Source organism: Mesorhizobium sp. WSM4887 (assembly GCF_029625865.1).
Classification (GTDB): domain Bacteria; phylum Pseudomonadota; class Alphaproteobacteria; order Rhizobiales; family Rhizobiaceae; genus Mesorhizobium.
Genome location: NZ_JARTVP010000002.1, coordinates 1025414 through 1050496, shown reverse-complemented (window position 1 = coordinate 1050496; position 25083 = coordinate 1025414). Strand labels below are relative to the sequence as shown.

General features: G+C 64.4%; 28 protein-coding genes. 17 read left to right on the top strand and 11 right to left on the bottom strand.

Annotated features, from left to right (window positions below; genetic code table 11):
* Nucleotides 1-45 precede the first annotated feature (45 nt).
* Together pyrE and P9230_RS13375 are read left to right on the top strand one after the other, a co-directional pair.
* A complete protein-coding gene (pyrE, locus tag P9230_RS13380; protein WP_095823682.1) occupies nt 46-624 on the top strand; it encodes an orotate phosphoribosyltransferase in 579 nt (192 codons plus the stop codon).
* A 74-nt stretch (nt 625-698) separates the two neighbouring features.
* A complete protein-coding gene (locus P9230_RS13375) occupies nt 699-1079 on the top strand; it encodes a VOC family protein (RefSeq protein ID WP_066997467.1) in 381 nt (126 codons plus the stop codon).
* Here the strand turns inward: P9230_RS13375 and P9230_RS13370 are convergent.
* Nucleotides 1060-1191 carry a hypothetical protein gene (locus P9230_RS13370; protein ID WP_259979799.1) on the bottom strand — a complete coding sequence of 44 codons (132 nt, stop codon included), beginning with the start codon at nt 1189-1191 and terminating at the stop codon, nt 1060-1062. The genes P9230_RS13375 and P9230_RS13370 overlap by 20 nt on opposite strands.
* A gap of 166 nt (nt 1192-1357) precedes the next feature.
* Between P9230_RS13370 and P9230_RS13365 the strand changes: the two genes are divergently transcribed.
* From P9230_RS13365 to P9230_RS13340, 6 genes are all read left to right on the top strand, one after another.
* A complete protein-coding gene (locus tag P9230_RS13365; protein ID WP_067321101.1) occupies nt 1358-1942 on the top strand; it encodes a DUF2062 domain-containing protein in 585 nt (194 codons plus the stop codon).
* Nucleotides 1939-2352 carry a holo-ACP synthase gene (acpS, locus tag P9230_RS13360; protein WP_067321104.1) on the top strand — a complete coding sequence of 138 codons (414 nt, stop codon included), beginning with the start codon at nt 1939-1941 and terminating at the stop codon, nt 2350-2352. Before P9230_RS13365 ends, acpS begins: the two co-directional genes overlap by 4 nt.
* Before the next feature lie 80 nt (nt 2353-2432).
* The gene (gene lepB / locus P9230_RS13355; RefSeq protein WP_066997458.1) at nt 2433-3182 is read left to right on the top strand and encodes a signal peptidase I; all 750 of its coding nucleotides are present in this window, start codon (nt 2433-2435) and stop codon (nt 3180-3182) included.
* Between the two features lie 4 nt (nt 3183-3186).
* Nucleotides 3187-3903, top strand: coding sequence for a ribonuclease III (gene rnc, locus P9230_RS13350; protein ID WP_066997455.1), 717 nt, complete (start codon nt 3187-3189; stop codon nt 3901-3903).
* Complete coding sequence (gene era, locus P9230_RS13345; RefSeq protein WP_278119407.1) at nt 3888-4820, top strand: GTPase Era; 933 nt, start codon at nt 3888-3890, stop codon at nt 4818-4820. The genes rnc and era overlap by 16 nt, the downstream gene beginning before the upstream one ends.
* Nucleotides 4821-4860: 40 nt before the next feature.
* On the top strand, nt 4861-5754 hold the full coding sequence (locus tag P9230_RS13340) for an aminoglycoside phosphotransferase family protein (protein ID WP_278119405.1): 894 nt from the start codon (nt 4861-4863) through the stop codon (nt 5752-5754).
* Nucleotides 5755-5788: 34 nt separating this feature from the next.
* Here the strand turns inward: P9230_RS13340 and P9230_RS13335 are convergent, their stop codons facing one another.
* Nucleotides 5789-6583 (bottom strand): type II CAAX endopeptidase family protein, encoded by a 795-nt coding sequence (locus P9230_RS13335; RefSeq protein ID WP_278119403.1) that lies wholly within the window; start codon nt 6581-6583, stop codon nt 5789-5791.
* A gap of 287 nt (nt 6584-6870) precedes the next feature.
* Here P9230_RS13335 and recO point away from each other — a divergent pair, with 287 nt between their 5' ends.
* Nucleotides 6871-7623, top strand: coding sequence for a DNA repair protein RecO (gene recO / locus P9230_RS13330; protein ID WP_127246243.1), 753 nt, complete (start codon nt 6871-6873; stop codon nt 7621-7623).
* Nucleotides 7624-7632: 9 nt separating this feature from the next.
* Here recO and P9230_RS13325 read toward each other — a convergent pair whose 3' ends face one another.
* Nucleotides 7633-8097, bottom strand: a complete 465-nt coding sequence (locus tag P9230_RS13325) for an NUDIX domain-containing protein (protein WP_278119401.1) — start codon at nt 8095-8097, stop codon at nt 7633-7635.
* A gap of 245 nt (nt 8098-8342) precedes the next feature.
* Here P9230_RS13325 and P9230_RS13320 point away from each other — a divergent pair, with 245 nt between their 5' ends.
* Nucleotides 8343-11096: a DUF2339 domain-containing protein gene (locus P9230_RS13320; protein WP_278119398.1), complete on the top strand. Its 2754-nt coding sequence runs from the start codon at nt 8343-8345 to the stop codon at nt 11094-11096.
* A gap of 3 nt (nt 11097-11099) precedes the next feature.
* Here the strand turns inward: P9230_RS13320 and P9230_RS13315 are convergent, their stop codons facing one another.
* Together P9230_RS13315 and P9230_RS13310 are read right to left on the bottom strand one after the other, a co-directional pair.
* On the bottom strand, nt 11100-11528 hold the full coding sequence (locus tag P9230_RS13315; protein WP_278119396.1) for a type II toxin-antitoxin system VapC family toxin: 429 nt from the start codon (nt 11526-11528) through the stop codon (nt 11100-11102).
* Nucleotides 11528-11773, bottom strand: a complete 246-nt coding sequence (locus P9230_RS13310; RefSeq protein WP_066997434.1) for a type II toxin-antitoxin system VapB family antitoxin — start codon at nt 11771-11773, stop codon at nt 11528-11530. The genes P9230_RS13315 and P9230_RS13310 overlap by 1 nt, the downstream gene beginning before the upstream one ends.
* A gap of 245 nt (nt 11774-12018) precedes the next feature.
* Here P9230_RS13310 and P9230_RS13305 point away from each other — a divergent pair, with 245 nt between their 5' ends.
* The 5 genes from P9230_RS13305 to P9230_RS13285 all read left to right on the top strand — a co-directional run bounded on the left by P9230_RS13305 (nt 12019) and on the right by P9230_RS13285 (nt 16447).
* On the top strand, nt 12019-12537 hold the full coding sequence (locus P9230_RS13305; protein WP_066998131.1) for an RNA polymerase sigma factor: 519 nt from the start codon (nt 12019-12021) through the stop codon (nt 12535-12537).
* Nucleotides 12534-13328, top strand: coding sequence for an anti-sigma factor (locus tag P9230_RS13300; RefSeq protein ID WP_278119394.1), 795 nt, complete (start codon nt 12534-12536; stop codon nt 13326-13328). The genes P9230_RS13305 and P9230_RS13300 overlap by 4 nt, the downstream gene beginning before the upstream one ends.
* A 207-nt stretch (nt 13329-13535) precedes the next feature.
* Nucleotides 13536-14633, top strand: coding sequence for a GNAT family N-acetyltransferase/peptidase C39 family protein (locus P9230_RS13295; protein ID WP_127216107.1), 1098 nt, complete (start codon nt 13536-13538; stop codon nt 14631-14633).
* A 4-nt stretch (nt 14634-14637) separates the two neighbouring features.
* Entirely contained in the window at nt 14638-16101 is a 1464-nt protein-coding gene (locus tag P9230_RS13290) for a RimK family protein (protein ID WP_067321133.1), read from the top strand.
* A gap of 73 nt (nt 16102-16174) precedes the next feature.
* Entirely contained in the window at nt 16175-16447 is a 273-nt protein-coding gene (locus P9230_RS13285) for a DUF3303 family protein (RefSeq protein WP_278119393.1), read from the top strand.
* Nucleotides 16448-16450: 3 nt separating this feature from the next.
* On the opposite strand, the gene P9230_RS13280 is transcribed toward P9230_RS13285, so the two are convergent.
* Nucleotides 16451-17365: a LysR substrate-binding domain-containing protein gene (locus tag P9230_RS13280; RefSeq protein ID WP_278119392.1), complete on the bottom strand. Its 915-nt coding sequence runs from the start codon at nt 17363-17365 to the stop codon at nt 16451-16453.
* 107 nt (nt 17366-17472) lie between these two features.
* On the opposite strand from P9230_RS13280, the gene P9230_RS13275 reads away from it, so the two are divergent.
* On the top strand, nt 17473-18363 hold the full coding sequence (locus P9230_RS13275; protein ID WP_067321245.1) for a fatty acid desaturase family protein: 891 nt from the start codon (nt 17473-17475) through the stop codon (nt 18361-18363).
* Between the two features lie 13 nt (nt 18364-18376).
* On the opposite strand, the gene P9230_RS13270 is transcribed toward P9230_RS13275, so the two are convergent.
* The 3 genes from P9230_RS13270 to P9230_RS13260 all read right to left on the bottom strand — a co-directional run bounded on the left by P9230_RS13270 (nt 18377) and on the right by P9230_RS13260 (nt 22085).
* The gene (locus P9230_RS13270) at nt 18377-20518 is read right to left on the bottom strand and encodes an EAL domain-containing protein (RefSeq protein ID WP_067321143.1); all 2142 of its coding nucleotides are present in this window, start codon (nt 20516-20518) and stop codon (nt 18377-18379) included.
* A gap of 65 nt (nt 20519-20583) precedes the next feature.
* Nucleotides 20584-21222, bottom strand: a complete 639-nt coding sequence (locus P9230_RS13265) for an HD family hydrolase (RefSeq protein WP_095781517.1) — start codon at nt 21220-21222, stop codon at nt 20584-20586.
* On the bottom strand, nt 21222-22085 hold the full coding sequence (locus P9230_RS13260) for a folate-binding protein YgfZ (RefSeq protein WP_067321148.1): 864 nt from the start codon (nt 22083-22085) through the stop codon (nt 21222-21224). The genes P9230_RS13265 and P9230_RS13260 overlap by 1 nt, the downstream gene beginning before the upstream one ends.
* Nucleotides 22086-22170: 85 nt before the next feature.
* On the opposite strand from P9230_RS13260, the gene P9230_RS13255 reads away from it, so the two are divergent.
* Nucleotides 22171-23502, top strand: coding sequence for a dihydroorotase (locus P9230_RS13255; protein ID WP_067321151.1), 1332 nt, complete (start codon nt 22171-22173; stop codon nt 23500-23502).
* Nucleotides 23503-23684: 182 nt separating this feature from the next.
* Here P9230_RS13255 and P9230_RS13250 read toward each other — a convergent pair whose 3' ends face one another.
* The gene (locus P9230_RS13250; RefSeq protein WP_095800109.1) at nt 23685-24479 is read right to left on the bottom strand and encodes a hypothetical protein; all 795 of its coding nucleotides are present in this window, start codon (nt 24477-24479) and stop codon (nt 23685-23687) included.
* 150 nt (nt 24480-24629) lie between these two features.
* Nucleotides 24630-24887: a hypothetical protein gene (locus P9230_RS13245; RefSeq protein ID WP_066997401.1), complete on the bottom strand. Its 258-nt coding sequence runs from the start codon at nt 24885-24887 to the stop codon at nt 24630-24632.
* Nucleotides 24888-25083 lie beyond the last annotated feature (196 nt).

Below are 25083 nucleotides of genomic sequence, written 5' to 3'. Positions count from 1 at the left end.
TTCACTACTCATTACTCACCACTCGCCAAGAGCATGGAGCGAACAATGAACACCGATGAAGTGCTGGGCATTTTCCGCGAGGCCGGCGCGGTTCTCGAGGGGCACTTCATCCTGACGTCCGGACTGCGCAGCCCGATCTTCCTGCAGAAGGCGCGCGTCTTCATGCATGCCGACAAGACCGAGCGCCTGTGCAAGGCGCTGGCCGAGAAGATTCGTGAGGCGGTGCCGGGCAGGATCGACTATGTCGTCGGCCCGGCGATCGGCGGCCTGATCCCGGCCTACGAGACCTCGCGCCATCTCGGCGCGCCGGCGGTCTGGGTCGAGCGGGAAGGGGGCGAGTTCCGACTGCGTCGCTTCGAGATCGCAAAGGGATCGCGCGTCGTCATTGTCGAGGACATCGTCACCACGGGTCTCTCGATTCGCGAGACCATCGACTGCCTGCGCCAGCTCGGCGCCGAGGTGGTGGCGGCCGCCTGCATCATCGACCGCTCGGCCGGCAAGACCGATGTCGGCGTGCCGCTGATTGCGCTCGCCGAATATGAGGTGCCGGCCTACCCGCCCGACCGCCTGCCGCCGGAACTTGCCGCCATCCCTGCCGTTAAGCCGGGAAGCCGAAATATCTGACCTGGCGATGAATGAAAACAAGCACCTGAGGGTGCCGGTTGAATCTCTTTGCCAGCGAAGCGCGCAGAGGCCCCATGATAGCCGGCATCGATCATTTCGTCCTGACGGTCCGGTCTGTCGAAGCGACTTGCGACTTCTATCAGCGCGTGCTGGGCATGGGGCGGCTGGACGAGCCGAGCCGGCCGACCGCGCTTCTGTTCGGATCGCAGAAGATCAATCTGCACGAGGTCGCTCGCACCTTTGAGCCGAAGGCGAAGGCGCCGACGCCGGGCTCCGGCGATTTCTGCCTCATTGCTGCGGTGCCTCTTGCCGACATCCGCGCCAGCCTCGAAGCCAACGGTGTGGCGGTCGAAGTCGGACCTGTCGAGCGCACCGGTGCTCGCGGCAGGATGATGTCGGTCTATTTCCGGGATCCCGACGACAACCTGGTCGAGGTCAGCGAATATCGAACTTAGCTGAAAAGCCCAGGCTGACCGCGTCCGATACCTCGGCGCCGCGGTCGCGCAAGGACGAATGGCCAAACATGCTTTGCCCAGTCTTCCTCAGTTTCGCCAGAATGGCGCTCATGTAAGAGCCTGCGGCAGACCATCGCGGCGACGTTTCGCTGTTCCGTGGTCTGGCAATCGCCGCTATAGCAAAGTTTTGTTGCCTTCCTGCGCCGGTGAAGCGCAAGATAATGTTGGCGCGACCCGGCTGGCAGGGAAGCGTGTGTTGGACCAGGAACCGAAACAGAGTGCTTTTTCGACGCCGAGAGCCTGATGGCCTCCTGGAGCGGGTGCGTACTTACCTATGGCCGCGCCGCTCGTTCTCGCGCTCCGTTCAGTATTTCTCCAAGCGCATTCTGCGGCTGAAAGCGACGCCCCATTCGGTGGCCGCCGGAGTCGCGGCAGGCGTTTTCGCCTCCTTCTTCCCGCTGGGCTTCCACTTCATCATCGCCGCCGTGCTCTGCTGGGTGATCGCCGGCAATCTGGTGGCGGCAGCCCTCGGTGCGGTGTTCTTCGGCAATCCGCTGTCCTTCCCGCTGCTCTGGGGCGCGTCCTGGGAGACTGGCAAGCTCATCCTGCATGAACATCTGCCCAGGCATGGGCCGCCGGAGCATCTCGGGGAAATGATGCACACGCTTTCCTTCGCCAAGCTGTGGCACCCGATCCTGGAGCCGATGCTTCTCGGCGCGGTGCCCCTCGGCTTGGTCTTTGGGCTCGTCTTCTATGGTGTCACGCGGTGGGGCATGACCGCTTTTCGCGCGCAACGGCAGCGGCGAATGACCGAGCGAGCCAGGAAGGCCCGGCAGGGCGGACGGGAAGTTCCCGCGGAATGATCATCGGCATCGGCAGTGACCTGATCGACATCAGACGTATCGAGAAGTCCCTGGAACGGCACGGCCAGCGCTTTATCCAGCGTATCTACACCGAGGTCGAGCAGGCCAAGTCGGAGAAGCGCGCGGCCCGTGCCGCTTCCTACGCCAAGCGCTTCGCCGCCAAGGAGGCCTGCGCCAAGGCGCTTGGCACCGGCATGGCCGAGGGCGTCTTCTGGCGCGACATGGGCGTGGTCAACCTGCCCAGCGGAGCGCCCACCATGGCGCTCACCGGCGGCGCTGCCGCCAGGCTGGAAAAAATCCTGCCCAAGGGCCACCATGCGCTGATCCACCTCACTATCACCGACGATTTTCCACTTGCTCAAGCCTTTGTGATCATCGAGGCAGTGCCCGCCGAACAAGCGCCACATTGATTCCATCTGACCACGGGCGGCATGACGTTGCCCAGCGCGCGCCGAGACTCTATACCAACCAACGCACAATCGAGGACGACATGAGCGTGGCTGAAAAATCGCAGAAGAAATCCGGCGGGCTTGGGGAAACCTTTTCCGTCATCATCCAGGCTCTGCTGCTCGCGCTTGTCATCCGCACGCTGCTGTTCCAGCCCTTCTCCATCCCCTCCGGCTCGATGCGGCCGACGCTGCTCGAAGGCGACTATCTGTTCGTCACCAAATGGGCCTATGGCTATTCGCGCTACTCGCTGCCCTTCGGCCCCAATATTTTCTCCGGCCGCATCTGGGGCTCTGAGCCCAAGCGCGGCGACGTGGTGGTGTTCAAGTTCCCGCCGGATCCGTCCGTCGACTACATCAAGCGCGTCGTCGGCCTGCCCGGCGACAAGATCCAGGTCAAGGACGGCCAGCTCTTCATCAACGGCACCGCCGTGCCGCGCGAAAAGGTCGGCCAGATCGACAATCCCGACATCACCGAGGTCGACCGTCCCGTCGACGTCTATCGCGAGACGCTGCCCAACGGCGTCACTTATGACACGCTCGATCTGACGCCCAATTCGATCGGCGACAACACGCGCGAGTTCGACGTGCCGCCCGGCCACTATTTCATGATGGGCGACAATCGCGACAATTCCTCCGACAGCCGCTTCACCGTCGGTTTCGTGCCGGCCGAGAACCTCGTCGGCCGCGCCAACGTCATCTTCTTCTCGATCGCCGACGGCGCAAGCCCGTTGGAAATCTGGAAGTGGCCGTCGCTGATGCGTGCCGGCCGCCTGTTCCATCTCGTCCACTAAGGTCATGGCGGCGACCAAGCGTTTGACCGCCGATGCCCTTGCCGAAGCGCTTGTCGAGCGCACCGGCCACGCCTTCGCCGACCGCCAGCGTCTGCAGCGCGCGCTGACCCATGCCAGCGCGCGTTCGACGCATGCCGGCGTCGACTACGAACGCTTCGAATTTTTGGGCGACCGCGTTCTCGGCCTGGTCGTGGCCGACATGCTGCTCGCTGCCTTTCCGGATGCCGCCGAGGGCGAGCTGTCGCTTCGCCTCAACGCGCTGGTCAATGCCGAGGCGCTCTCCGAGATCGCCGAGGAGATCGGCCTGCCGGAGCTGATCCGCGCCGGCTCCGACGTGCGCAATCTCGAAGGCCGCAAGCGAACCAATCTGCGTGCCGACGCGCTGGAGTCGCTGATCGCCGTGCTTTATCTGGATGGTGGCCTTGAGACTGCCCGCGCGTTTATCCATCGCTACTGGCAGCCGCGCTCGCAGGCGATCGGTGCTGCCCGCCGCGACGCCAAGACCGAGCTGCAGGAGTGGGCGCACCAGGCGGCGTCGGGAGCGGTGCCGGCCTACCGGGTGGATGCTCGCGAAGGGCCCGACCACGACCCGCTGTTCACCGTCAGCGTCAAGGTCGGCTCTTTCGCGCCGGCGATCGGCAGCGGCCGTTCCAAGCGCGAAGCGGAGCAGGCGGCGGCGGCCGCGTTGCTGCTGCGCGAAGGCGTATGGAGCGCTGCATGACCGCCACCGAAACCTCCGAAACGCCTCCTACGCGCTCAGGCTTCGTCGCCCTGATTGGCGCGCCCAATGCCGGCAAGTCGACGCTGGTCAATCAGCTGGTCGGCGCGAAAGTGTCGATCGTCACCCACAAGGTGCAGACCACCCGAGCCATCGTGCGCGGCATCGCCACGCATCACAACGCGCAGATCGTCTTCGTCGACACGCCCGGCATCTTCAAGCCGAGGCGGCGGCTGGACACGGCAATGGTCACCACCGCCTGGGGCGGCGCCAAGGATGCCGATGTCGTGGTGCTGCTGATCGATGCCGAACGCGGCATCAAAGGCGATGCCGACGCCATCCTCGACCGGCTGAAGGACGTCAAGCAGCCGATGCTGCTCGTCCTCAACAAGGTCGACCGGGTCAAGCCGGATACGCTTCTTGCTTTGGCCGCGGCAGCGAACGAAAGAGTGCCGTTCAAGCGCACCTTCATGGTCTCGGCGCTCACCGGCTCCGGCTGCAAGGACCTGCTCGATTATCTTGCCGAGACGCTTCCAGCCGGTCCCTGGTACTATCCGGAAGACCAGATATCCGACCTGCCGATGCGCCAGCTCGCGGCCGAGATCACGCGTGAAAAGCTTTATCTGAGACTCCATCAGGAGCTTCCCTATTCCTCGCATGTCGAGACCGAGAAGTGGGAGGAGAAGAAGGACGGCTCGGTGCGCATCGAGCAGGTCATCTATGTCGAGCGCGAGAGCCAGAAGAAGATCGTGCTTGGCCACAAGGGCGAGACGATCCGCGCCATCGGCCAGGCCGCGCGCGCCGAGATCGCCGAGATCCTCGAGCAGAAGGTGCATCTCTTCCTGTTCGTCAAGGTGCGCGAGAACTGGGGCGACGACCCGGAGCGCTATCGGGAGATGGGATTGGAGTTTCCCAACTGATCCATGTCGACCAAAAGCGACGCGGTTTTGGGATAACGACATGCACAGCCCGAAGATAGATATCGACACCGCTCTCGTGCGGCGGCTCGTCGACGCGCAGTTTCCCGAATGGCGGCATCTGCCTGTGAAGCCGGTCGCGTTCGGCGGCTGGGACAACCGCACCTTCCATCTCGGCGACACGATGGCGGTCAGGCTGCCAAGTGCTGCTCCCTATGCGCTGCAGGTCGAGAAGGAGCATCGCTGGCTACGCAAGCTTGCGCTGCTTCTGCCGCTGCCGATTCCCGAGCCGCTCGCCATGGGCGAGCCGGCGGCGGGCTATCCCTGGCACTGGTCCGTCTACCGCTGGATCGAAGGCGAGACGGCGAAAACCGGGCACATCGCCGACCTTCGCGCGTTCGCGGTCTCGCTGGCTGAGTTCCTCGTAGCCCTGAAACGGATTGATCCGACCGCGGGGCCGGCACCTGGCCAGCACAATTTTTATCGCGGCGGCCCGCTGGCCGTCTATGACGACGAGGCGAGACAGGCCATCGCTGCGCTTGAAGGCCGGATCGATACGCAAGCCGCCACTGCCGTCTGGAAGGCGGCGCTTGCTGCCGGCTGGCACGGCTCGCCCGTCTGGTTCCACGGCGATGTCGCCTCAGGCAATCTGCTGGTCGAGGACGGCCGTCTGAGCGCTGTCATTGACTTCGGCACGTCGGGCGTCGGCGATCCTTCCTGCGATCTGGCGATTGCCTGGACGCTGTTCGAGGGCGAGAGCCGCGAGGCATTCCGCGCGCGCATCGCCGTCGATGACGGGACCTGGGCGTGCGGACGCGGCTGGACGCTGTGGAAGGCGCTCATCACCGTTGCCGGTCACGACGCCAACCAGGCCGAGGTCGGGAGGCAGCGCCGGGTGATCGACGAAGTGCTCGCCGATCATCGCAAATTGGGATGACGGCGCCAAGGAGGCGCCATCACCGGTCGAGTATTCATGCAGTGGCAAGTCGCTTCGCCGGCCGTCGCATAAAGCTTTCCGTGCCGTAATAGGCAACGATCGCGATCGCGATGACCGCCCAGATCGCGACGCCGAGCCATTGCTGCTGGATATAGTCGCCGTCGACGAACACCTTGGCGAGGAAGCGTACGCTGTTCTGGTGTGAGACATGCATCAGGATGGCCAGCAATACGCTGCCCGTGTTCTGGTAAAGCCAGGTGAAGACGATCCCGGCCAGCACGACGTTGATCGTGCTGTAGAGGCTGAGATCGCCAAGCAGGCCGAGCGGCAAGTGCCAGATTGCCCATATCACGCCGAGGATCAGGCTGCCGGCGAGCGCGGGGCGACGGCCAAGAAGATGCGGGGTCGCGAAGCCGCGCCAGCCGGGTTCCTCGCCCAGCGGACCGCTGAACACCGCATAGAGCGCGATCATGGGCGCCACCTCGGAGAAGGTAGGAATGTTCCCCCACGACGGCTCCGCCGAAGCGAGGAACGGATTGATCAGGATCGAGGCGAGCTGTGTCCCGAGCGGCAGGCCGACCGCCACCAGATACCAGATCGGGCGAACGCGCCATTTCACCATCGAGGCGAGGATGGTCTTCACCGCGCCCCAGCCGCCGGCGAGTGCCGCGACGGTGAAGCCCGAGATTGCCGGTCCGAAGGTGAACCAGGGAATGCTCTCGCCATGCGACAGATAGAAGGGAATGAACGCCAGCCATGTCAGGCCGAGCGCCAGCGAAAAGAAGATGGTCAACTGGTGCCCGCGCACCACGCCCAGGAAGGAGCTCATATCGATCCTCTCATCGGGCCATTGTAGCGAGAGGTCGCCTGCCCGAGAGGTCGACGCTTCGGGAAATAGCCAGCCGAGCCGCTCGGCGGTCTGCGCCGGTTCACCCAGTCAACGCGCCGATATTTGGCGCTGGCGCGGCCGAAAAATCCCGAACGGTTTCTGAGAATTTTCCGATATTGCCGCCGCGGCGGCAGCGGCGGATGTTGCCTGCCATCACTGTCAGGACAGATTATGGGTCACGGGCGGCAATCTTGATTTCGCCGCCCAACAGGTGAAAAGCTCGACGTATGGAATGGCGCGACGAGGGAATCATTCTCGGCACCCGCAGGCATGGCGAAACCAGCGCCATCCTCGAGGTGATGACGCGCGCCCATGGCCGGCATCTCGGCCTGGTGCGGGGCGGCCGCTCGCGCAAGCAGCAGCCGGTGCTGCAGCCCGGCAATCGAGTCGACCTTTTGTGGCGGGCACGTCTCGACGAGCATCTCGGCATCTTCCAGGCCGAGGCGATCGAGATGAACGCCGCCCGGCTGATGGACAGCGCAGTCGCCGTCTACGGCCTGCAGACCATGGCCGCGCATCTCAGGCTTCTGCCCGAACGCGATGCCCATGGCGGCCTTTACGAGGCTCTTGCGGTGATGATCTCCCATCTGGGCGATGCCGATGCCGCGGGCGAGCTGGTGGCGCGCTTCGAATTGCTGATCCTGGATGAGCTCGGCTTCGGCCTCGACCTCAGCCAGTGCGCGGCGACCGGATCGCGGCAGGATCTCGCCTATGTGTCGCCGAAATCCGGGCGCGCCGTCTCGCGCGGCGCGGGCGCGGCATGGCACGACAAGATGCTGGCGCTGCCCGCCTTCCTGCAGCGCGGCTCCGGCGTTCGCGCCGATGCCGCGGCGCTGGAGGACGCCTTCCAGCTGACCGGCTTCTTCTTCACCCGCCACGTCTATGAGCCGCGCGGCATCGAGCCGCCCGACGCCCGCGCCGGCTTCCTCGCGGCTCTGCGCCGGCATCAGGCGGCGGTGAAGGTGATTGCCGGCGAATGAGGCGAGGATCTAATCGGCTCGCCGTCGTTCCAGAAAATCGTCGAGGATGGGACGCTGGCCTTTCAGGATCTTGAGACCGGCGTCTGGGAGTGAGAACCAGCCGGCTTTGTCCACTTCGGGAAATTCCTTCATGGCGCCCGACCTTGGCGGCCATTCCATGGTGAACATGTTGCTCCTGACGGCATTCACATCGATGTTCGCTTCGACGCTCCAGGCGATCACGATTTTACCGCCCGGCTGCTTGTAGCTGCCGACTGGCTGGAAATCGCCGTCGATCGCGACGCCTAGCTCCTCCTCGGCCTCACGCCGAGCGGCCACGAGATCGTCCTCGCCATCGTCGATCAGCCCCTTCGGGATCGACCAGGCCCCTTCATCTTTCCTTGCCCAGAACGGTCCGCCGGGATGGACCAGCAGGAACTCGAACACACCGGCGGTTTGCTTGAAGATCAGGAGGCCCGCGCTTCGTTGCGGCATCGGTCATCCTCTTGTTAATTCCCGCTAGCGTTCGAGGATAGCACGAGTGTTCCGCGGCGAGCGGCCGGCAATTTGCGGCCCGAGCCCAGCCGCTTCGACGTATCGCCGTTGGATAAAGCCTGCGGTCGCTGGCAATCGGCGCCGAAACATGCTCGATCTTGCAGGCCGGCCGGGCGCTGATTGGGTAGCCGTCTCATCGCCGCATTTGTCGGCCACGACTGGCACGGTTTTGAGGGGAAACCGCCATGTTTTTCGGCCTGATCGCCATTGCCGCCGTCATCGCTCTATTCGTTATCATTTCACGCCAGCAGACGCGCATCGGCCTGATCGAGCGCGAGCTTGGCGCGCTGCGCAGCCTGGTGCTTTCGGGTGTCCCGCAGCCCGCGCCCCGAACTGGCGAGGCCGCGGAAGCTGCTGCAGGCGAAGGTCCCGCCGTGATTGCCGCAGCGGTCACGTCGCCGGCAGGTGAAGCAGCCCCGCAGGCCACAGCCGCCGCGACGCCCGACGAACCAAAAGCCGAAGCGCCAGCCCAAGCGGGCGAGGGGACTCCGTCCAAACCCGCCGGAGAGGGACAATTGACGCAACCTGCCGCGCCGGCCGAAGCGGCAGTACCTGCAAGGGCCGCCCGCGATGTCGAGACGGCCCTCGGCACGCGTTGGGCGGTCTGGGTCGGCGGCATCGCGCTGGCGCTGGGTGGCCTGTTCCTGATCCGCTACACGATCGAGGCCGGCATTTTCGGCCCCGGCGTGCGACTGACCATGGCCGGCGTTCTCGGTCTTGTGCTGCTTGCCGGCGCCGAGTTCATCCGCCGCACCGGCTTCCGGGTGCCGGTGCAGGGAGCTGCCGGCGCCTACATCCCGGCGATTCTGACGGGCGCCGGCGCCTTCATCCTGTTCGGCACCGTCTATGCAGCCTATGGCATCTACGGCTTTATCGGCCCCGCGCTCGCCTTCACGCTGCTCGGCGCGATCGGCGTCGCCACCATTGCCGTCTCGCTGGTCCACGGCCTAGCGCTGGCCGGCATCGGCCTCGTCGGTGCCATGGTGACGCCGGCCCTCGTCGCCTCGGAGGCGCCGAACCCGTGGGCGCTGTTCGTCTACCTGGCGATCGTGCTTGCCGCCACGGCGGCTATCGCCCGCATCCGCGATTGGAAGGCGCTTGTCGCGGCAGCCTTCGCCGGCACCGGCATCTGGACCATCGTCTACATGACCAATGCACCGGAGGTGAATCTCTCGACGGTGCTGTTCATCAGCCTGGCCTCGCTTGCCGTGCTCGCCTTCGTCTGGCTAGCCGATTTCTTGACTGCTGGCCGCGACGACGCGGAGCCCGGCTTCGACTGGCCATCAATCGCGCCCAGCTTCTTCGTTGCGCTGACCGCGCTCGGGCTGTCGGTCGATCCGGTGTTTGCCAAGGCGGGTTATGCCTCGCACGGCGCGGTGCTGCTCGCCGCGCTGCTGGCAGTGGCGCTCTACCGGCCGCGCGCCTTGCCGCTCCTCTTCGCCGCCGCCCTGGCGACCGCGCTGATCTATCTCGGCATCATCCCGCCCGCCACCATCGGCGCCGATGCGCTGGATGTCGGCCTGGGCGCCGAGCCGCTGGCCGCATCCGACACGCTGACCTTCCGCCTCGGCATCGCGCTTGCCCTGATCTTCGTCGCAGCCGGGTTCTGGGCCGCGCGCCGCTTTGCGGCTGCTGCGCCTATCCGCGCCGCGTCCTGGGCGGCATGGGGTGTCATTGTGCCGCTGGTCGTGCTCACCGCGCTCTGGCTCACCTTCGGCGGCATCGACCGCGATTTTGGCTACGCGCTGCCGGCCCTGCTTCTGGTGCTCGTCTTTGCCGCCGGCGGCGAGTGGATCGCGCGTGCCGAGGAACCGCCGCTCCGCGGCGACCCCGCCGTCTCCTTCGCGCTCGGCGGCGGCGGCGTCGCAGGCTTGTTGATGCTGCACATGGCCTTCGGCTCCGGCTGGACCACGGTGCTGCTCGGCGCCGCCGCCGTCGTGCCGGCGCTCGCGACGCGCTGGCGCAGCTTCCCGGTGCTGGGCTGGATCGCGGTCGGCGCGGCGGTCGCCGTGCTCGGCCGCGTCGCCTTCGATCCAACCATCGTGGGCGCGGCGGCACTGTCGAGGACGCCGGTCTTCAATTGGCTCTTGCCGGGCTATGGCGTTCCGGCGCTCGCCTTCGGCTTCGCCGCCTGGCAACTCGCGCGCACCACCAACGGACGGCCGCGTCTTGCCATGGAAGCGGCCTCGGCGCTGTTCGGTCTGCTCACCATTGCGATGCTGGTGCGCCATGCCATGCATGGCGGCGTCATCGACACCGGCCCCGTCACCCTTGCCGAGCAGGCGATCTACACGCTGATCGCGCTAGGCGCCGGCGCCATACTGGTCGCTATCGACCTGCGCTCGCCGAGCCCGGTGTTGCGCCATGGCTCGATGGCCGCCGGCGTGCTCTCGGTCGCCTTCATCCTCATCCGGCACTTCGTGGTGCTGAACCCGCTGCTGACGGATGAATCGACCGGCGCCGTCCCGTTCTTCAACCTGTTGTTGCTCGCCTATCTGCTGCCGGCGGTCGCAGCAGGAGCATTGGCGCTTTACGTCCGCGACAGCCGCCCGAGATGGTATGCCGCGATGCTGGCGCTGGTCGCTTCGCTGCTTGGCTTCGCCTACGCCACGCTGTCGGTCCGGCGCCTGTTCAAGGGCGAGTTCATCGGCCTGTGGAGCGGCCTCGGCCAGCTCGAGACCTATACCTATTCGGCGCTCTGGCTGATCATCGGCGTGGCGCTGCTGACAGCCGGCGTCTGGCTGAGGTCGCAGGTGCTGCGCATTGCCTCGGCCGTGCTGATCGCAGTCGCCGTGCTGAAGGTCTTCCTCTTCGACATGTCGGAGCTGGAAGGCGTGCTGCGCGCGCTCTCCTTCATCGGTCTGGGCGCCGTGCTGATCGGTATCGGACTTTTCTATCAGCGTCTGCTGACAAGGGCGGCGAGGTTAGGAGCCGACTAAAGGTCAGGCCAGATCGGTCTGCGAGAAGTCGTTGCCTTTGTAGAGCAGAGGTACGCGATAGGCTTTGGCGCATGCGTAACTGAAGCAGTCGCCGAAATTCAGTTTGGCTGGGTGGCCCACATATCGACCATAATCTTGCGCGGCCCTTACAGCGAGTTCTCGGATCCGCGTGTCCAGCGGGACCTCAACGGCCTTGAGTTCGGCCAGGAAACCCAAGACGATGATTTGACATCGTTCGATCAGGGCGGGTGGTGTCGGAAGCTGGTCGCCGTTTTCCGCTACGGACTTCCTGCGAGCTATCCCAACAATCGCCTCGAATGCGGAACTCGGCGAGAAATAAAGCTTCTCGGCGGCTTCCATTTTCCTAAGAAGGCGGTTCGCATCCGGCTCTTCCGATATGATAGCGATGATAGCGGAAGCATCGAGAAACATCAGAGGTCATCCCATCCTTCGTCCATGAATTTCTTCATGTCGAAGTCCAGGTCGTCCGGACCGAGCGCCCTCGCTGCGTCCTGATACTTTCTAATGCGCTCGCTTAGTGGGAGGACGGCATGTGCCCGTTCGAGCTCACGCTTGAGCGCGATCCGCACGGCTTCAGTCTTCGTGGGCGCCTTGATCGCGGACTGCAGCTGACGAGCCAGCGCGTCAACCTCGTCATCGCGGATATACAAAGACATTGTCGAATTCCTCCGGCGTATATTCTAAGATGAATATGCAAGATATTCAATGATGAATATACGATGGCCGGAACCGGTATTCAACCTTGGTTCCGCTTCCGCTCGCGCCGGGAATAAACCGGCATCCGCCGGCGTTATCCAGGTGCTTGGGTACCGGAGCGGGTGGTCCGCTTCGTGCTGGCTGCTTGCGCCGCGCCGGGAAGGCGCGTTCAATCGAATGGAAGACGACCACGAAACAAGCGGTCATGGACGACAAGAAGGCAGCGATCCTGAGCGAGATACCGCGTCTGCGCCGCTACGCGCGCTCGTTGCTGCGCGACCGCGATTCCGCCGACGATCTCGTCCAGGACTGCCTCGAGCGGGCGCTTGTGCGGCTCGACAACTGGCAAACTGGAGAAAGCCCCAGGAGGTGGCTGTTTACGATCATGCATCATCTGTTCATCGACCAGATGCGCAAGGTTAACCGGCGAGGCGAGGCGGCAATGTTGCCTCTGGAAGCCGGCGAGGCCCAGGCCGCGCCCGCCGATCAGGTCGAAAGCATAGCCTCGCGCGAGATCATGGATGCCCTGCAGGCGATCGGCCCCGATCGGCGCGCGGCATTGGTCATGGTCGCTATCGAAGGCTTTTCCTATGCCGAGGCCGCCAACATCCTGGGCGTGCCGGCCGGCACGCTGATGTCGCGCATCGCGCGCGGCCGCGAGGAACTGCGCGGCCTGCTGGACGACTCCTCGCGCCGCCGCTCGATAAGGATCGTCGAGCGATGACCCGGCGCGATTTCACCGAACGCGATATCCACATGGCCCTCGATGGCGAGCTGCCGGGCGAGGAGCGCATGGCCTATGACGCCTGGCTCGAAGCCAATCCCGAAATGAAGGCGAAGAGCGCCCGTTACATAGCCGACCGTGCGGCGCTCCGCGCCGCCCTGGCCGGCGTGATGGACGAACCGGTGCCGGCAAGGCTACGGCACGCCGTGCTTGGCGAAGCGCCGGCGCGGATGCCTGCCTGGCGCTCGCGCTGGTGGCTTTCGGCGGCGGCGGCAGCCGTGCTGATGGTCGGCGGGTTCGGTGGCTATCTCGCCGGCATCGACGGCATTGGCCGCAGCGGTGAGAGCGACGACCAACTCGCGGAGCAGGCGATTTCCGCCCATCTCATCTACGCCGCCGAGAAGCGTCACGCGGTCGAGGTGCCGGCAAGCGACAAGGACCATCTGCAGACCTGGCTGTCCAACCGGGTAGGGCTGAAGCTGGTGGCGCCCGATCTCGCGGCCGAGGGCTTCGCACTCGTCGGCGGCCGGCTGTTGCCGGCGGGCGAGCGTGGCAAGGCCGCGATGTTGCTTTACGAGGACGCCAAGGGCGAGCGCATCTCGCTCTTCGTCACCGCCGAATCATCGCAGACCACCAAGGGAACCTATACGGCCGAGGCTGACGGTCCGGAAGCGGTGTATTGGCTGGACAAGGGCTATGGCTGCGCCGTCGTCGGCACATTGCCGCCGGAGCGTCTGTCGGAGGTCGCCAAGAGCGCCTATGGCCAGCTTCTGGCCGGTATTTCGAGCTGAGGAGGCGGCTGTTTTCAACGGCCTACGCTGTTTCGAATTAGTGGTTCAGTTCAAAGCCGTGGTGCTTTTCTGCCGCCGCGGAACCTGTCACAATTCGGCCCTAATCAAGGAGCGATAGCGCTTGATGAAGACCGGCGCTTCGGCCGGGGTGCTGCTTTTGACCGGGGCCGTTTCCTTTAATCCAATCGAGGTTCTCCCAAACCCCGCATGCCTGCCGAGATCCGCAAGGCCCGCGCGTCGGACGTCGATGACCTCGCCGCCATCGAGAAGGCTGTCTTCTCAAGCGATCGCCTGTCGCGCCGCTCCTTTCGCCAGTTGATAGAGCGTGAGACCGCCGAGATGCTGGTGGCTGAGAATGACGGCCATGTCGCCGGCTACGCGGTGGTCTTGTTTCGCAAGGGCAGCGGCGTGGCCCGGCTCTATTCCATCGCCGTCGGTCCCTTCTTCGGCAATCTCGGCATCGGCCGCCAATTGCTGGCCGCGGCCGAAGAGGCGGCTTATGAACACGATCGCATGATGCTGCGGCTCGAGGTTCGCGAGGACAATCAGCGCGCCATCGGCATCTACGAGCAGGCAGGCTACCGAAAGATCGGCCGCGAGCCCGACTATTACGAGGACGGCGCCACTGCGCTCCGTTACGAAAAGACGCTGCGCGGCGATGTCCCGACCAGCACCGGGGTGCCGTTTTACCAGCAGACCTGCGAGTTCACCTGCGGTCCGTGCTGCCTGATGATGGCAATGGCCAATTTCGATTCCGGCTTCGTGCCCGATCCGGTCATGGAAATACGCCTGTGGCGCGAGGCGACCACGGTATTCATGATGTCGGGGCCGGGCGGCTGCGAGCCTTTCGGCCTGGCGGTTGCCGGCTATGAAAGCGGGCTTGCCGCCGAGATCTTCGTATCCTTTCACGGCGCGCTGTTCCTGCAGTCGGTGCGCAGCGAGGAAAAGCGCCGGGTGATGGAGCTCGCCCAGGTCGACTTCCGCCGGCGAGCGGAACTTTACGGCATCCCGGTGAATTACCGTCCGTTCGGCATCGACGACATCCGCGCCGCCCTTGCCGAGGGCAAGCTGGTGCTGGTGTTGATCAGCGGCTTCCTGATGTTCGGCAAGAAGGTGCCGCATTGGGTGCTGGCCATCGGCGACGACGGCGACCATATCCTCATCCACGATCCTTGGGTCGAAGACGAAAGGCAGGAAACCATCCTCGACGCCGCCAACATTCCCGTGCCCTATGGCATCTTCATGAACATGGCTCAGTTCGGCCGCGACGGGTTGCGCGCCGCCATCAACCTGGGAAAACGCTGACACAATGACCTGGGTCATCCTTACAGGCAGGCAGAACGATCTCGACCAGGTGGCGACGCCGCACAAGATCATCACCAACCGCGACTATCTCGCGCATCCGGCGCTGTTTCGCGGCCAGCGCCCTAAGGTGATCAACCTGTCGAACAACTACGGCTATCAGAGCCGCGGCTATTATGCCTCGCTGCTCGCCGGATCGCGCGGCCACAAAGTGATCCCGACCGTCGAGACCATGATTGATCTGTCGGAGCGCAAGCTCTATGAGCATGCGCTGCCGGAACTCGAGCTCGCGCTCAACAAATGCCGCAAGGATCTCGACGGAACCTTTCCGACGAAGGTCGCCGTCTTTTTCGGCATCGGGCCCTCGAAAGTTTGGGACCGGTTCACCAAGCTCTTGTTCGACTGGTTTCGCGCGCCGGCGCTCGAGGTCCACATCAAGGACAGCGCCGAATGGGCTTCGATCCGCAAGATCGGCTTCCTGCCGCTCGCGCGCATGAGCGAGGAGCAAGAAGAAGTCTTCCTGCAATGCCTGGAGACCTACACCAACCGCGAGTGGCGCGACACCAAGGGGCGCACGCCGGCGCGCTACACGTTCGCGACGCTCGTCGATCCGCATGAGGAATTGCCGCCTTCGGAGATTTCGTCCCTGCGCTACTGGGCGAGGATCGCGGAGAAGATGGGCGTCGAAGTCGAGCCGATCACCAGGAAGGATTTGGCCAAGCTCGCCAATTACGACGCGCTGTTCATCCGCGAGACGACATCCATCTCCAACCACACCTACCGCTTCGCGCGCCGCGCCCAGCAGGAGGGCATGCCGGTGATCGACGACCCGCTGTCGATGATCCGCTGCACCAACAAGGTCTATCTCAACGAGCTGATGACCTACAACAAGGTGCCGGTACCGCCGACGGTGATGATTGCCGGCACCTCCGATCTGGAGCTCGCCGCCCAGACGCTGGGCTTTCCGCTGGTGCTGAAAATCCCGGACTCATCCTTCTCGCGCGGGGTCAAGAAATGCGAGAACCTTGCCGATCTGACAAAGCTGGCGACCGAGTGGCTGGAGGATTCCGACCTCCTCATCGCACAGAAATTCATCCCCACCGAATATGATTGGCGCGTCGGCGTGCTCGGCGGCCAACCGCTGTTTGCCGTGCATTACCTGATGGCCAAAAAACACTGGCAGATCGTCAACCACAAGGCCAACGGCAAGCCCGATCAGGGCGGCATCAAGACCTTCACGCTGAAGCAGACGCCGCCGCACGTGGTCGAGACGGCGGTCAAGGCGGCGCGCTGCATCGGCGACGGGCTCTACGGCGTCGACCTCAAGGAAACCAAGGACGGCGTCTTCGTCATCGAGGTCAACGATAACCCCAATCTCGACCATGGCTGGGAGGATTCCGGCGAGAAGGACGAGCTCTGGGTGCGGCTTACGCAATGGTTCCTGGAGCGGCTGGAGCGCACTGGCCGCTAGAGCATTTTGCATCCGGACGGGATCGCCTGGCGTCGCTGAATACGGCCAAGACAATCAACTGAATGGGGGCAAGATGCTGTTTTTGGTGTTCGAGGATTTTCGCGGCTGCGACCGCAAGGAAATATACCGGCGTTTCCGCGATCGGGGCCGGCTGAAACCGGACGCGCTTGTCGTTCACCATAGCTGGATCGCAGGCGACATGAGCCGCTGCTTCCTGCTTGTCGAGGCCGATGACGTCACGCTGCTGCAGCGTTGGGTCATCGAATGGGCCGATCTGGTGGAGTTCGAGATCGTTCCGGTAGCCACCAGCAAGGACATGGTCGCGGCCCTGGCCGGGCATCTCTGACTGCTAGGCACCGAGCGCCGGCGACCTGACCGCGCGCACGCATTCCGCGATCAGCCACTCGCGAAACGCCGCCACCACATCGCGCCTTGCGCTGCGTTCAGGGATCGTCAGGCAATAAGGCTGGCGCAATTCCAGCGCTCGGGCAACCGGCCGGACCAGCCTGCCGTCTTCCAGCGCCCGGGCGCAGTAGATGCCTTGCGCCAGCGCCACGCCCAATCCCGACATGGCGAGATCGAGTGCGGCCCGCGACGAGTTGGCCGAAAGGCCGCGCTGGGCCGACCGGCCCGGCGCGATGCCCCCCGCCTCGAGCCAGTTGCGCCAGGACGGAAAGGCGGCACCGGTCGGGCCCCAGTCGGTGTGGATCAACGGCAGGCCGGCGAGAGTTTCCGGCTTGGCTGCACCGGCAAGGCTGGGCGCGCAGACCGGATAGACCGCATCCCGCGCGATCTCCTCGGTCGCATGCTCGCGATAGTGCGGGCCGTAGGATAGCCGAATGTCGACCATCTCATGGTCGAACGGCACAGGGTCGTCCTCGCCTCTCAGCGAAATATCCGCGGCGCCGTGGCTGGCGACAAAGCCGGCGAGGCGTTCGGAAAGCCAGCCCATCGCCATCGAAGGCGGCACCGAGATGACGAGCCTCGGCCGGAACGCATCGCCGCCTACATCCCGCGCGACGCTGCCGATTTCCTGGAAGGCCATGGTAAGCCTCGGCAACATCTCGACGCCGGCTTCGGTGAGCAGGACGCGCCGGTTGACGCGGTGGAACAACTTGCGGCCCATCTGTTCTTCCACGGTGCGGATGAGCTGGCTGACCGCCGCCGCCGAAATCGACAGCTCTTCCGCCGCTGCGGCAAAGCTGCCGCTGCGCGCCGCCGCCTCGAAGGCTTGAAGTCCGCGCAGGGAGGGAAGTGCGACCATGGCGACCCGAAAAGATAAGCTAAGCTTATCTATTTTGCAGAATTCCTCGTTTTTCGAAAGCTTTCTTTCTGCAGTACGGTAGCCTCATGAGCGCCATCGACCACACCATCGACCACCGCGACGTCATCGCCTCGCTGACCAATGAGGAGCGCAGCCGGCTGACCGGCAAGTCCGATCTGCCGGGCATCATCCAATTCGCCGTCCATCTCGGCGCCATCGTCGCTCTCGGCGCGCTGATCGCGGCCAAGGTGCCGTACTGGCCGGTTCTGATGCTGCCGCAGGGCATCCTGATCGTGTTCCTGTTCACGCTGCTGCATGAGACCGTGCACAGGACGGCCTTCGAAACGCAGTGGCTGAACGATGCCGTCGCGCGGCTCTGCAGCCTGGCGATCGCGCTGCCGGCCGACTGGTTCCGCTATTTCCATTTCGCCCATCATCGCTTCACTCAGGACCCGCAGAACGATCCGGAGCTGGCTTTCCCGAAGCCCGAGACCTTGCGACAGTACATCGTCCATGTGTCTGGCCTGCCGGTGTGGTGGGGTCATTTCAAGACGCTCTACAGAAATGCCAGCGGCCGCTGCCGGGACAGCTATGTGCCGTCGAAAGGCTTGCCGAAAGTCCAGGCCGAAGCGCGGGCGATGATCGCCTTCTACCTCGTCGTGCTGACGCTTGCGATCTCGCTCAAGGCGACAGTGCTCCTCTACATCTGGCTCGTACCGGCGCTGCTCGGGCAGCCCTTTCTCAGGCTTTATCTGTTGGCCGAGCATGGCCGCTGCCCCTTCGTCGCCAATATGCTGGAAAACACCAGGACGACGCTGACCAACTGGCTCGTGCGCAAGCTCGCCTGGAACATGCCCTACCATGCCGAGCACCACGCCTATCCGGGTGTGCCGTTCCATCAATTGCCGGCTTTTCATCGGCTGATCGCGCGGCATCTCAAAGTGGTAGAACCCGGCTATGTGAGCTTCCACGAGAAATATTTCGAGACGCTGCGCTGACCGGTGCCTGGCATCAACCGGATCGGCGAAGCTTTTCCTGCGAGCGCAGCAGGCGGCTCATCTCCGAGGCCCTGGCCGGCGCGCCGATCAGAAAACCTTGCGCCTCGCCGCAGCCGGCCTTGCGCAGCATGTCGAGCTGCGCTTCGGCCTCGACGCCTTCGGCGGTGACGGTGATGCCGAGCTCGGCGCCGAGCCCGATAACCGTGCGCACGATCGCCGCCGTGTCGCGCTTGTCGAGATCGTGGATGAAGGAGCGGTCGATCTTGATCTTGTCGACCGGGAAGCGCCGCAGATAACCGAGCGAAGAATAGCCGGTGCCGAAATCGTCGAGCGCGATGCGCACGCCGAGCCCGCGCAATTGCCCGAGCGTCCTCAGCACGCTGTCGCTCTCGTCCATCATCACCGTTTCGGTGATTTCGAGTTCCAGCCGGCTTGCTGGCAGGCCGGAAAAGGCGAGCGCCGCAATCACGCTGCGGGCGAAGCCGCCGCTCTTGATCTGGGCCGCCGAGACGTTGACCGCCATGCGCACGTCCTGCGGCCAGCCTGCCGCCACGCCGCAGGCCTTGCGCAGCGCCCAGTCGCCGAGCTGCACGATCAGCCCGGTTTCTTCGGCCGCGGCGATGAAGTCTTGCGGCGGCACCAGCCCGCGCGACGGCGAGCGCCAGCGCATCAGCGCTTCGGCGCCGACGATCTCACCGGAGGCGATGTCGAGAATCGGCTGGAAATCCAGTTCGAACTCGCGCCTCGGGAGTGCAGCTTCGAGGTCGGCCTCGAGCGCCAGGCGCTCCCGCACCATGGCATCCATGCCCGGCTCGAAGAAACGGTAGATGTTGCGCCCCTCGCTCTTGCCCCGGTAGAGCGCCATGTCGGCATTGGTGAGCAGCGTATCCGCATCCTGCCCGTCGCTGGGATAAAGCGCGATGCCGAGGCTCACCCCGACATGCATTTCGCGGCCCTTGTCGCGATAAGGCTTGCCGATCACCTCGATAATGCGCTTGGCCAGCTTTTCGGCGTCGACCGCGTTTCTGATATTGGATTGAATGATGGCGAATTCGTCGCCGCCGAAACGCGCCACCACGTCCTTGTCGCTGCGCAGGCAGCGCTGCAGGCGCTCGGCCACCCTTTTCAGCAGCCAGTCGCCGGCCGGATGCCCGAACGTATCGTTGACGGCCTTGAAGCGGTCGAGGTCGAGCGAGAAGATCGCCACCGGCGCGGCCTTGGCCTCGCTCAATGCCTGGTCCAGGCGCTCGCGGAACATCGAGCGGTTGGGCAGGTTGGTCAGCGTGTCGTGATGCGCAAGATGCGTCATGCGCTCTTCGGCGCGGCGACGCTCGGTAACATCGTCGAAGGTCACGACCCAGCCGCCGCCGCTCATCGGCTGCCGAACCACCAGAAAAGTCCTGCCGTCGGCAAGATAGCGGTAAGCCGACTGCATTTTCCCTGCTCGCAGGCAGGCTTCGGTCCTGGTGACTTCGCTGTCGACGTCGATCTTGGTGTAGATGCCGAGTTCCAGCAGTCGTTTGAGCGCGTCGCGGTGTGTCGTTCCAAAAGGGAAATCTGTCGCGGCGACGTTGTAGAGCTCGAGAAAGCGCTGATTGCGCACGATCATCTTGCCGTCGGCGTCATACATCAGCAGGCCTTGCGACATGTTGGCCAAAGCGGCGTCGAAGCGGCGATGCTGCTCCTTCAGTTCCTCTTCGGAGCGCCGCTGCACGGTCACGTCCTCGTAGATCGACACCCAGCCGCCGGAGGCCAGCGGCCGATGCGAGATGACGATGATGCGCCCGTCCGCCAGCGTCTCCTCATAAGTCGAGGGCTTGGCGCCGTCGATATAGGGTTTGCGGACGGCGTAGAGCTGCTCGGCGGTTTGCGAGGCGATGCCGATTTCGACGCTGTGTTGCAAGATGTCGAAGAAGCGAATGCCGGGCTTCGTGACTTTGGCGTCGAGGCGGAAGAGGTCGATGTAGTTTCGGTTGCAGATGATCATGCGCTCGTCGGCGTCGAACATGCACAGGCCATGCGACATGTTCTCGACGGCGGCCGAAAAGCGCTCGTTTTGTGCGCGAAGTTCCTCCGCTATTCGTCGAACCGGGCCAATACCGGTTGCCTTCCGCCTGACTGCGGCCGAACCAGCCTTGACATGAGCAACGGGCATGAGCGCGCCTGCCGACCGTGACTGAACAGTTTACTGTCGTGGCCGCCGGTTAATTTAGCGTTCTTTTATTTGACGGAATTGGCAGCAAGAAAAGGCTGGCGTTTAGCTTCCAGCGCCGCGAATCGTTTCAGAAATGCCGCCTGCGCCCAGGTCACCGAGCGTGGAGTGAAGTCGAAATGGTCGGCGGAAAAGCTGCGCGGCCGGCCGAAATACTCCGTCGCCTCCGCGGTCGAGAAGCCGGCAAGCAGCGTCGCTTCGTAATAGGCGGCGATCTGGTCGGCGCGCTTGATGTCCTTGCGCAAGGTGGAACCGAGCTCGGCCGGCAGCGAGAAACGTTGATGGATGGCGCGCTGCAGCCTGAGCTCGCAGTCCTTGTAGGAGCCGCCCATCACCGATTTGAAGGGGGAGATCATGTCGCCGATGACATATTCGGGCGCGTCGTGCAGCAGCGCCGCGAGCCGCGCCTCGGCGGAGGCGGCCGGCACCAGCTCACCATAGAGTGCCTCGACCAGCAGCGAATGCTGAGCCACCGAAAAGGCGTGCTCGCCGCTGGTCTGGCCGTTCCAGCGGGCGACGCGGGCGAGGCCATGCGCGATGTCGGCGATCTCGATGTCGAGCGGCGAGGGGTCGAGCAGGTCGAGCCGCCGGCCGGACAGCATGCGCTGCCAGGCGCGCGGCGGCGCTCCCGCCCTGTCGGCCGCCATCAGGCCTCCTCCGCGCTGACGGTGTCTTGCGGGAAGGAGAATTTCGCCCAGCCCGGGATGGCGAGCGTCACCGGGACGTCGCCGGCCATGATCGGGTCACGGGCATCGAGCGCTGCCTTGACGCGGTCGATGCGGGCAATGACGAGGCCGCGTCCGCCGCTTACCGAACCCAGCGTTCCGACCGGGCGGCCTGCGACGGTGAGCTCGGTACCGGACGCAGGAAGGGAACCCCCGGCTGTGGCGATCAGCACGCGGCGTCGCGCGGTGCCGCGATGCTGCATGCGCGAGACGACTTCCTGGCCGACATAGCAGCCTTTCTTGAAGCCGACGCCGCCGGTCTCGTCGAGGAGAACGTCATGTGGGAAAGCGTCACCGAGCTGATAATCGCTGCCGCTTTCGGCGATGCCGTTGGCGATACGCAGGGCCCGCCATGCGCCGGCATCGCCGCTGTCCTGAACTGCGCCGTCATATGTGCGCCTGACCTCCACCTCGCGGAAGCGCGTGTCGGCGAGCGAAGTTGAATCGGCAAATGAGGCGGTTGAATCATCATCCCACGCAACCGTGACAAGCGCCTGATCCTGCTTGGCAATCTCGGCCTTTGCCCTCAGCCGGTAAAGCATCAGCCGGCGCACGAAGTCATCGGCTATGTCGGTCCGGCATTCCAGCCGGAAGCCGTTCTCGCCGGCGCGAGAGATGAGAAAATCGAACAGGATCTTGCCTTGCGGCGAAAGCAGCGCGCCAGGCTTTGCCTCGCCGGCGCCGAGCGCATCGAGATCGGTGGTGAGGATGTTTTGCAAAAAATGTTCGGCATCCTGGCCTGACACGGAAATGAGCGCGCGGTCTTTCAGCAGGGCAAAGGGCATGGGCGTGAAGTCGGCCTGATCTTGCAAAAATGATGGTCATTACGTAAGCCGGCCACACTCCCCCCGCAAGAGATTGGACCAGTCCATGGCAACCACCTTCGACCTCATCCTGACAGGCGGCACGGTAGTCAACCATGACGGTGAAGGCCGGCGCGATGTCGGCGTGAAGGCCGGGCGTATTGCCGCGATAGGGGATCTCGGCCAAGCGTCGGCCGGCGAGACGATCGATTGCACGGGCCTGCACATCCTGCCCGGCGTCGTCGACAGCCAGGTGCATTTCCGCGAGCCGGGACTGGAGCACAAGGAAGATCTGGAAACCGGGTCTCGCGCCGCGGTTTTGGGCGGCGTCACCGCGGTCTTCGAGATGCCCAACACCAATCCGCTGACCACCAGCGAGGCGGCCCTTGCCGACAAGGTGCGGCGCGCCACCGGCCGCATGCATTGCGACTTCGCTTTCTGGGTTGGCGGCACGCGCGACAATGCCGGCGATGTCAGCGAGCTCGAGCGGCTGCCAGGAGCTGCCGGCATAAAAGTCTTCATGGGCTCGTCCACCGGCGACCTGCTGGTCGAGGACGACGAAGGCGTCGCCTCCATCCTGCGCAACACCCGCCGCCGCGCCGCTTTCCACTCCGAGGACGAGTTCCGTCTGCGCGAGCGGCTCGGTCTGCGCGTCGAGGGCGATCCCTCGTCGCATCCTGTCTGGCGCGACGAGATCGCGGCGCTGCGCTGCACCGAGCGCCTGGTGCGCATCGCGAGACAGACGCGCGCGCGCATCCATGTGCTGCACATCTCGACGGCCGAGGAGATCGTTTTCCTCGAGCAGCATAAAGACGTCGCTACATGCGAGGCGACGCCGCATCACCTGACGCTCTCAGCTGACGACTATGCGCGGCTCGGCACGCTGATCCAGATGAACCCGCCGGTGCGCGCGGCGCGCCACCGCGACGGCGTCTGGCACGGCATTGCGCAAGGGATCGTCGATGTGCTGGGGTCCGACCACGCGCCGCACACGCTGGCCGAGAAGGCCAAGCCTTATCCTGCCTCGCCTTCGGGCATGACGGGCGTGCAGACGCTGGTGCCGATCATGCTCGACCATGTCAACGCCGGCCGGCTCACTTTGCAGCGTTTCGTCGATCTCTCCAGTCATGGTCCGCAGCGCATCTTCGGCATGGCGGGAAAGGGCCGCATCGCCGCCGGCTACGACGCCGATTTCACCGTCGTAGACCTGAAGCGCCGCGAGACCATCACCAACGCGCAGGCTGGCTCCAAGGCGGGCTGGACGCCCTATGACGGCAAAGAGGTCACCGGCTGGCCGGTCGGCACCATCGTGCGCGGCAACCGGGTAATGTGGGACGGCGAGATCGTCACGCCCGGCCAGGGCAGGGCGGTGGAGTTTTCCGAGGCGCTGGCGGCTTAGGCCACGTTGGATTTCTTAAGCGCGCCCTGCATTATGAGTGCCTGCAGCTGCGGGAACTTGCCCTGGTCGATTTTCTTTCTTGCAAAATGCCGACGGTGGGAGCCGATGCGATTCCGGCTCTGCGAGAGGAGGCAAACCGCATATGGCCGCAGACCAAAATTGGCAAGGGATGAGCTTCTGGCTCAATCCCCGGCGACGAAGAACAGCCACTGGCCGGCGGGCGTGATGCCGACGCGATAGAAGATATAGGCGCCGAACTGCTTCATGTCGTCATAGTCGCTTGCGGTGACGAGTTTGAACAGCTCGACGCGCTGCCTGGGATCCAGCTTGTCGAGCGGCAGCGCGAAGAAATACGGCCAGACATAGAGCTCCTGCGGCGTGCCGGTGTCGACATGGACATAGCCGGCGCTGAGCACCTCTTCCAAAATGGCGAGAATCTCTTGGCCGTCGCCGTCGCCGGAGAGTCCCTTGAGGAAAGCGACCGGGTCGCCCTCGATGTCGCCGAGCGATAGCTGCGTCATGGATTCGCCCGAGCCGATCAGCGGCCGAAGTTTCTCGATATCGCCGCTCTTGCAGGCCTCGATGATCAGGCCGTGCATGCGTTTGACCGGCTCGGGAAGCTTGTCGAGGTCGTAGACGACGGGCGGCGGCGGCGAATCCGGGTCGGAGCGCGGGCTGGTGATGCCGCCGCTGCCGGTTGGCGCTTCGGGCGCGCTCTTGTCCGTCTCGTCGGCCGGCTGGCTGTTGTCGGAGGGTTTGGTGCCGGGCGCGGCCGGCATTGGCACGGTGGTCCCCGGAGCGGTCGTTTCGTCACTGGTGGACGGAGTGACCGGCGAAGGCAACTCCTCGCGTTGGATCTCGCTTAGCGCATAGCAAGGCGTGCTGGCGAGGCAGATTGCCAATGGCCCGGCGCAGGAAGCAGTGATCCAGATGCCGAGGGCCAGCCCGCGCGGCCTGCCTGCCAACGAAAATCTCACCCCTTGCCTCTCCATGGTTCCGGGCTCGCTAGGGCAATTCCAGAAAACTGTGCAATGGTTTCCGTCCGGAATTGCGAAAAACTAATGGCTAGGCGGCGGGTATGATGCCCAAACGGCGCGTCGCCGTCAAAAGCAGCCAAAGCGGGCGGGCTAGTGCCTGAGCCGTTCCGGCTCGAACGCGCCGGAGATCACCTTTTCGCGCATGCGGTCGAGCAGGGCCAGCGCTGAGGTCTCACCATTGGCGCGCAGCATCTCGCCGAAGGCGGTTTCCAGCGCAGCCTCGGCGATGATTTCGGGCTCGATGCCGGCCGACAATCCTTCCGCCCAGGCTTCACTGTGGCTCTCCACGGCGGTCAGGCGCTTTTCTTCCCTGACCAACGCGTCGATGTCGCTGACGCCATGTTCCATTGCGATGTCCACCTTTTCAAGCGTCGGTCCGGCAAGGCACCGGGCTTGACTTGCCAGTTCATGCGCTGCTCGTACAAGTGCTTGTAAATACGACATTTCTGCAGTCGCAATCTACATATCGAGCAAGGCTGCGATCAATTCCGACCGAGCTTAGCCGATTAGACCAGCTTGCGGCATTAAAACCTTCAGTTTGAGT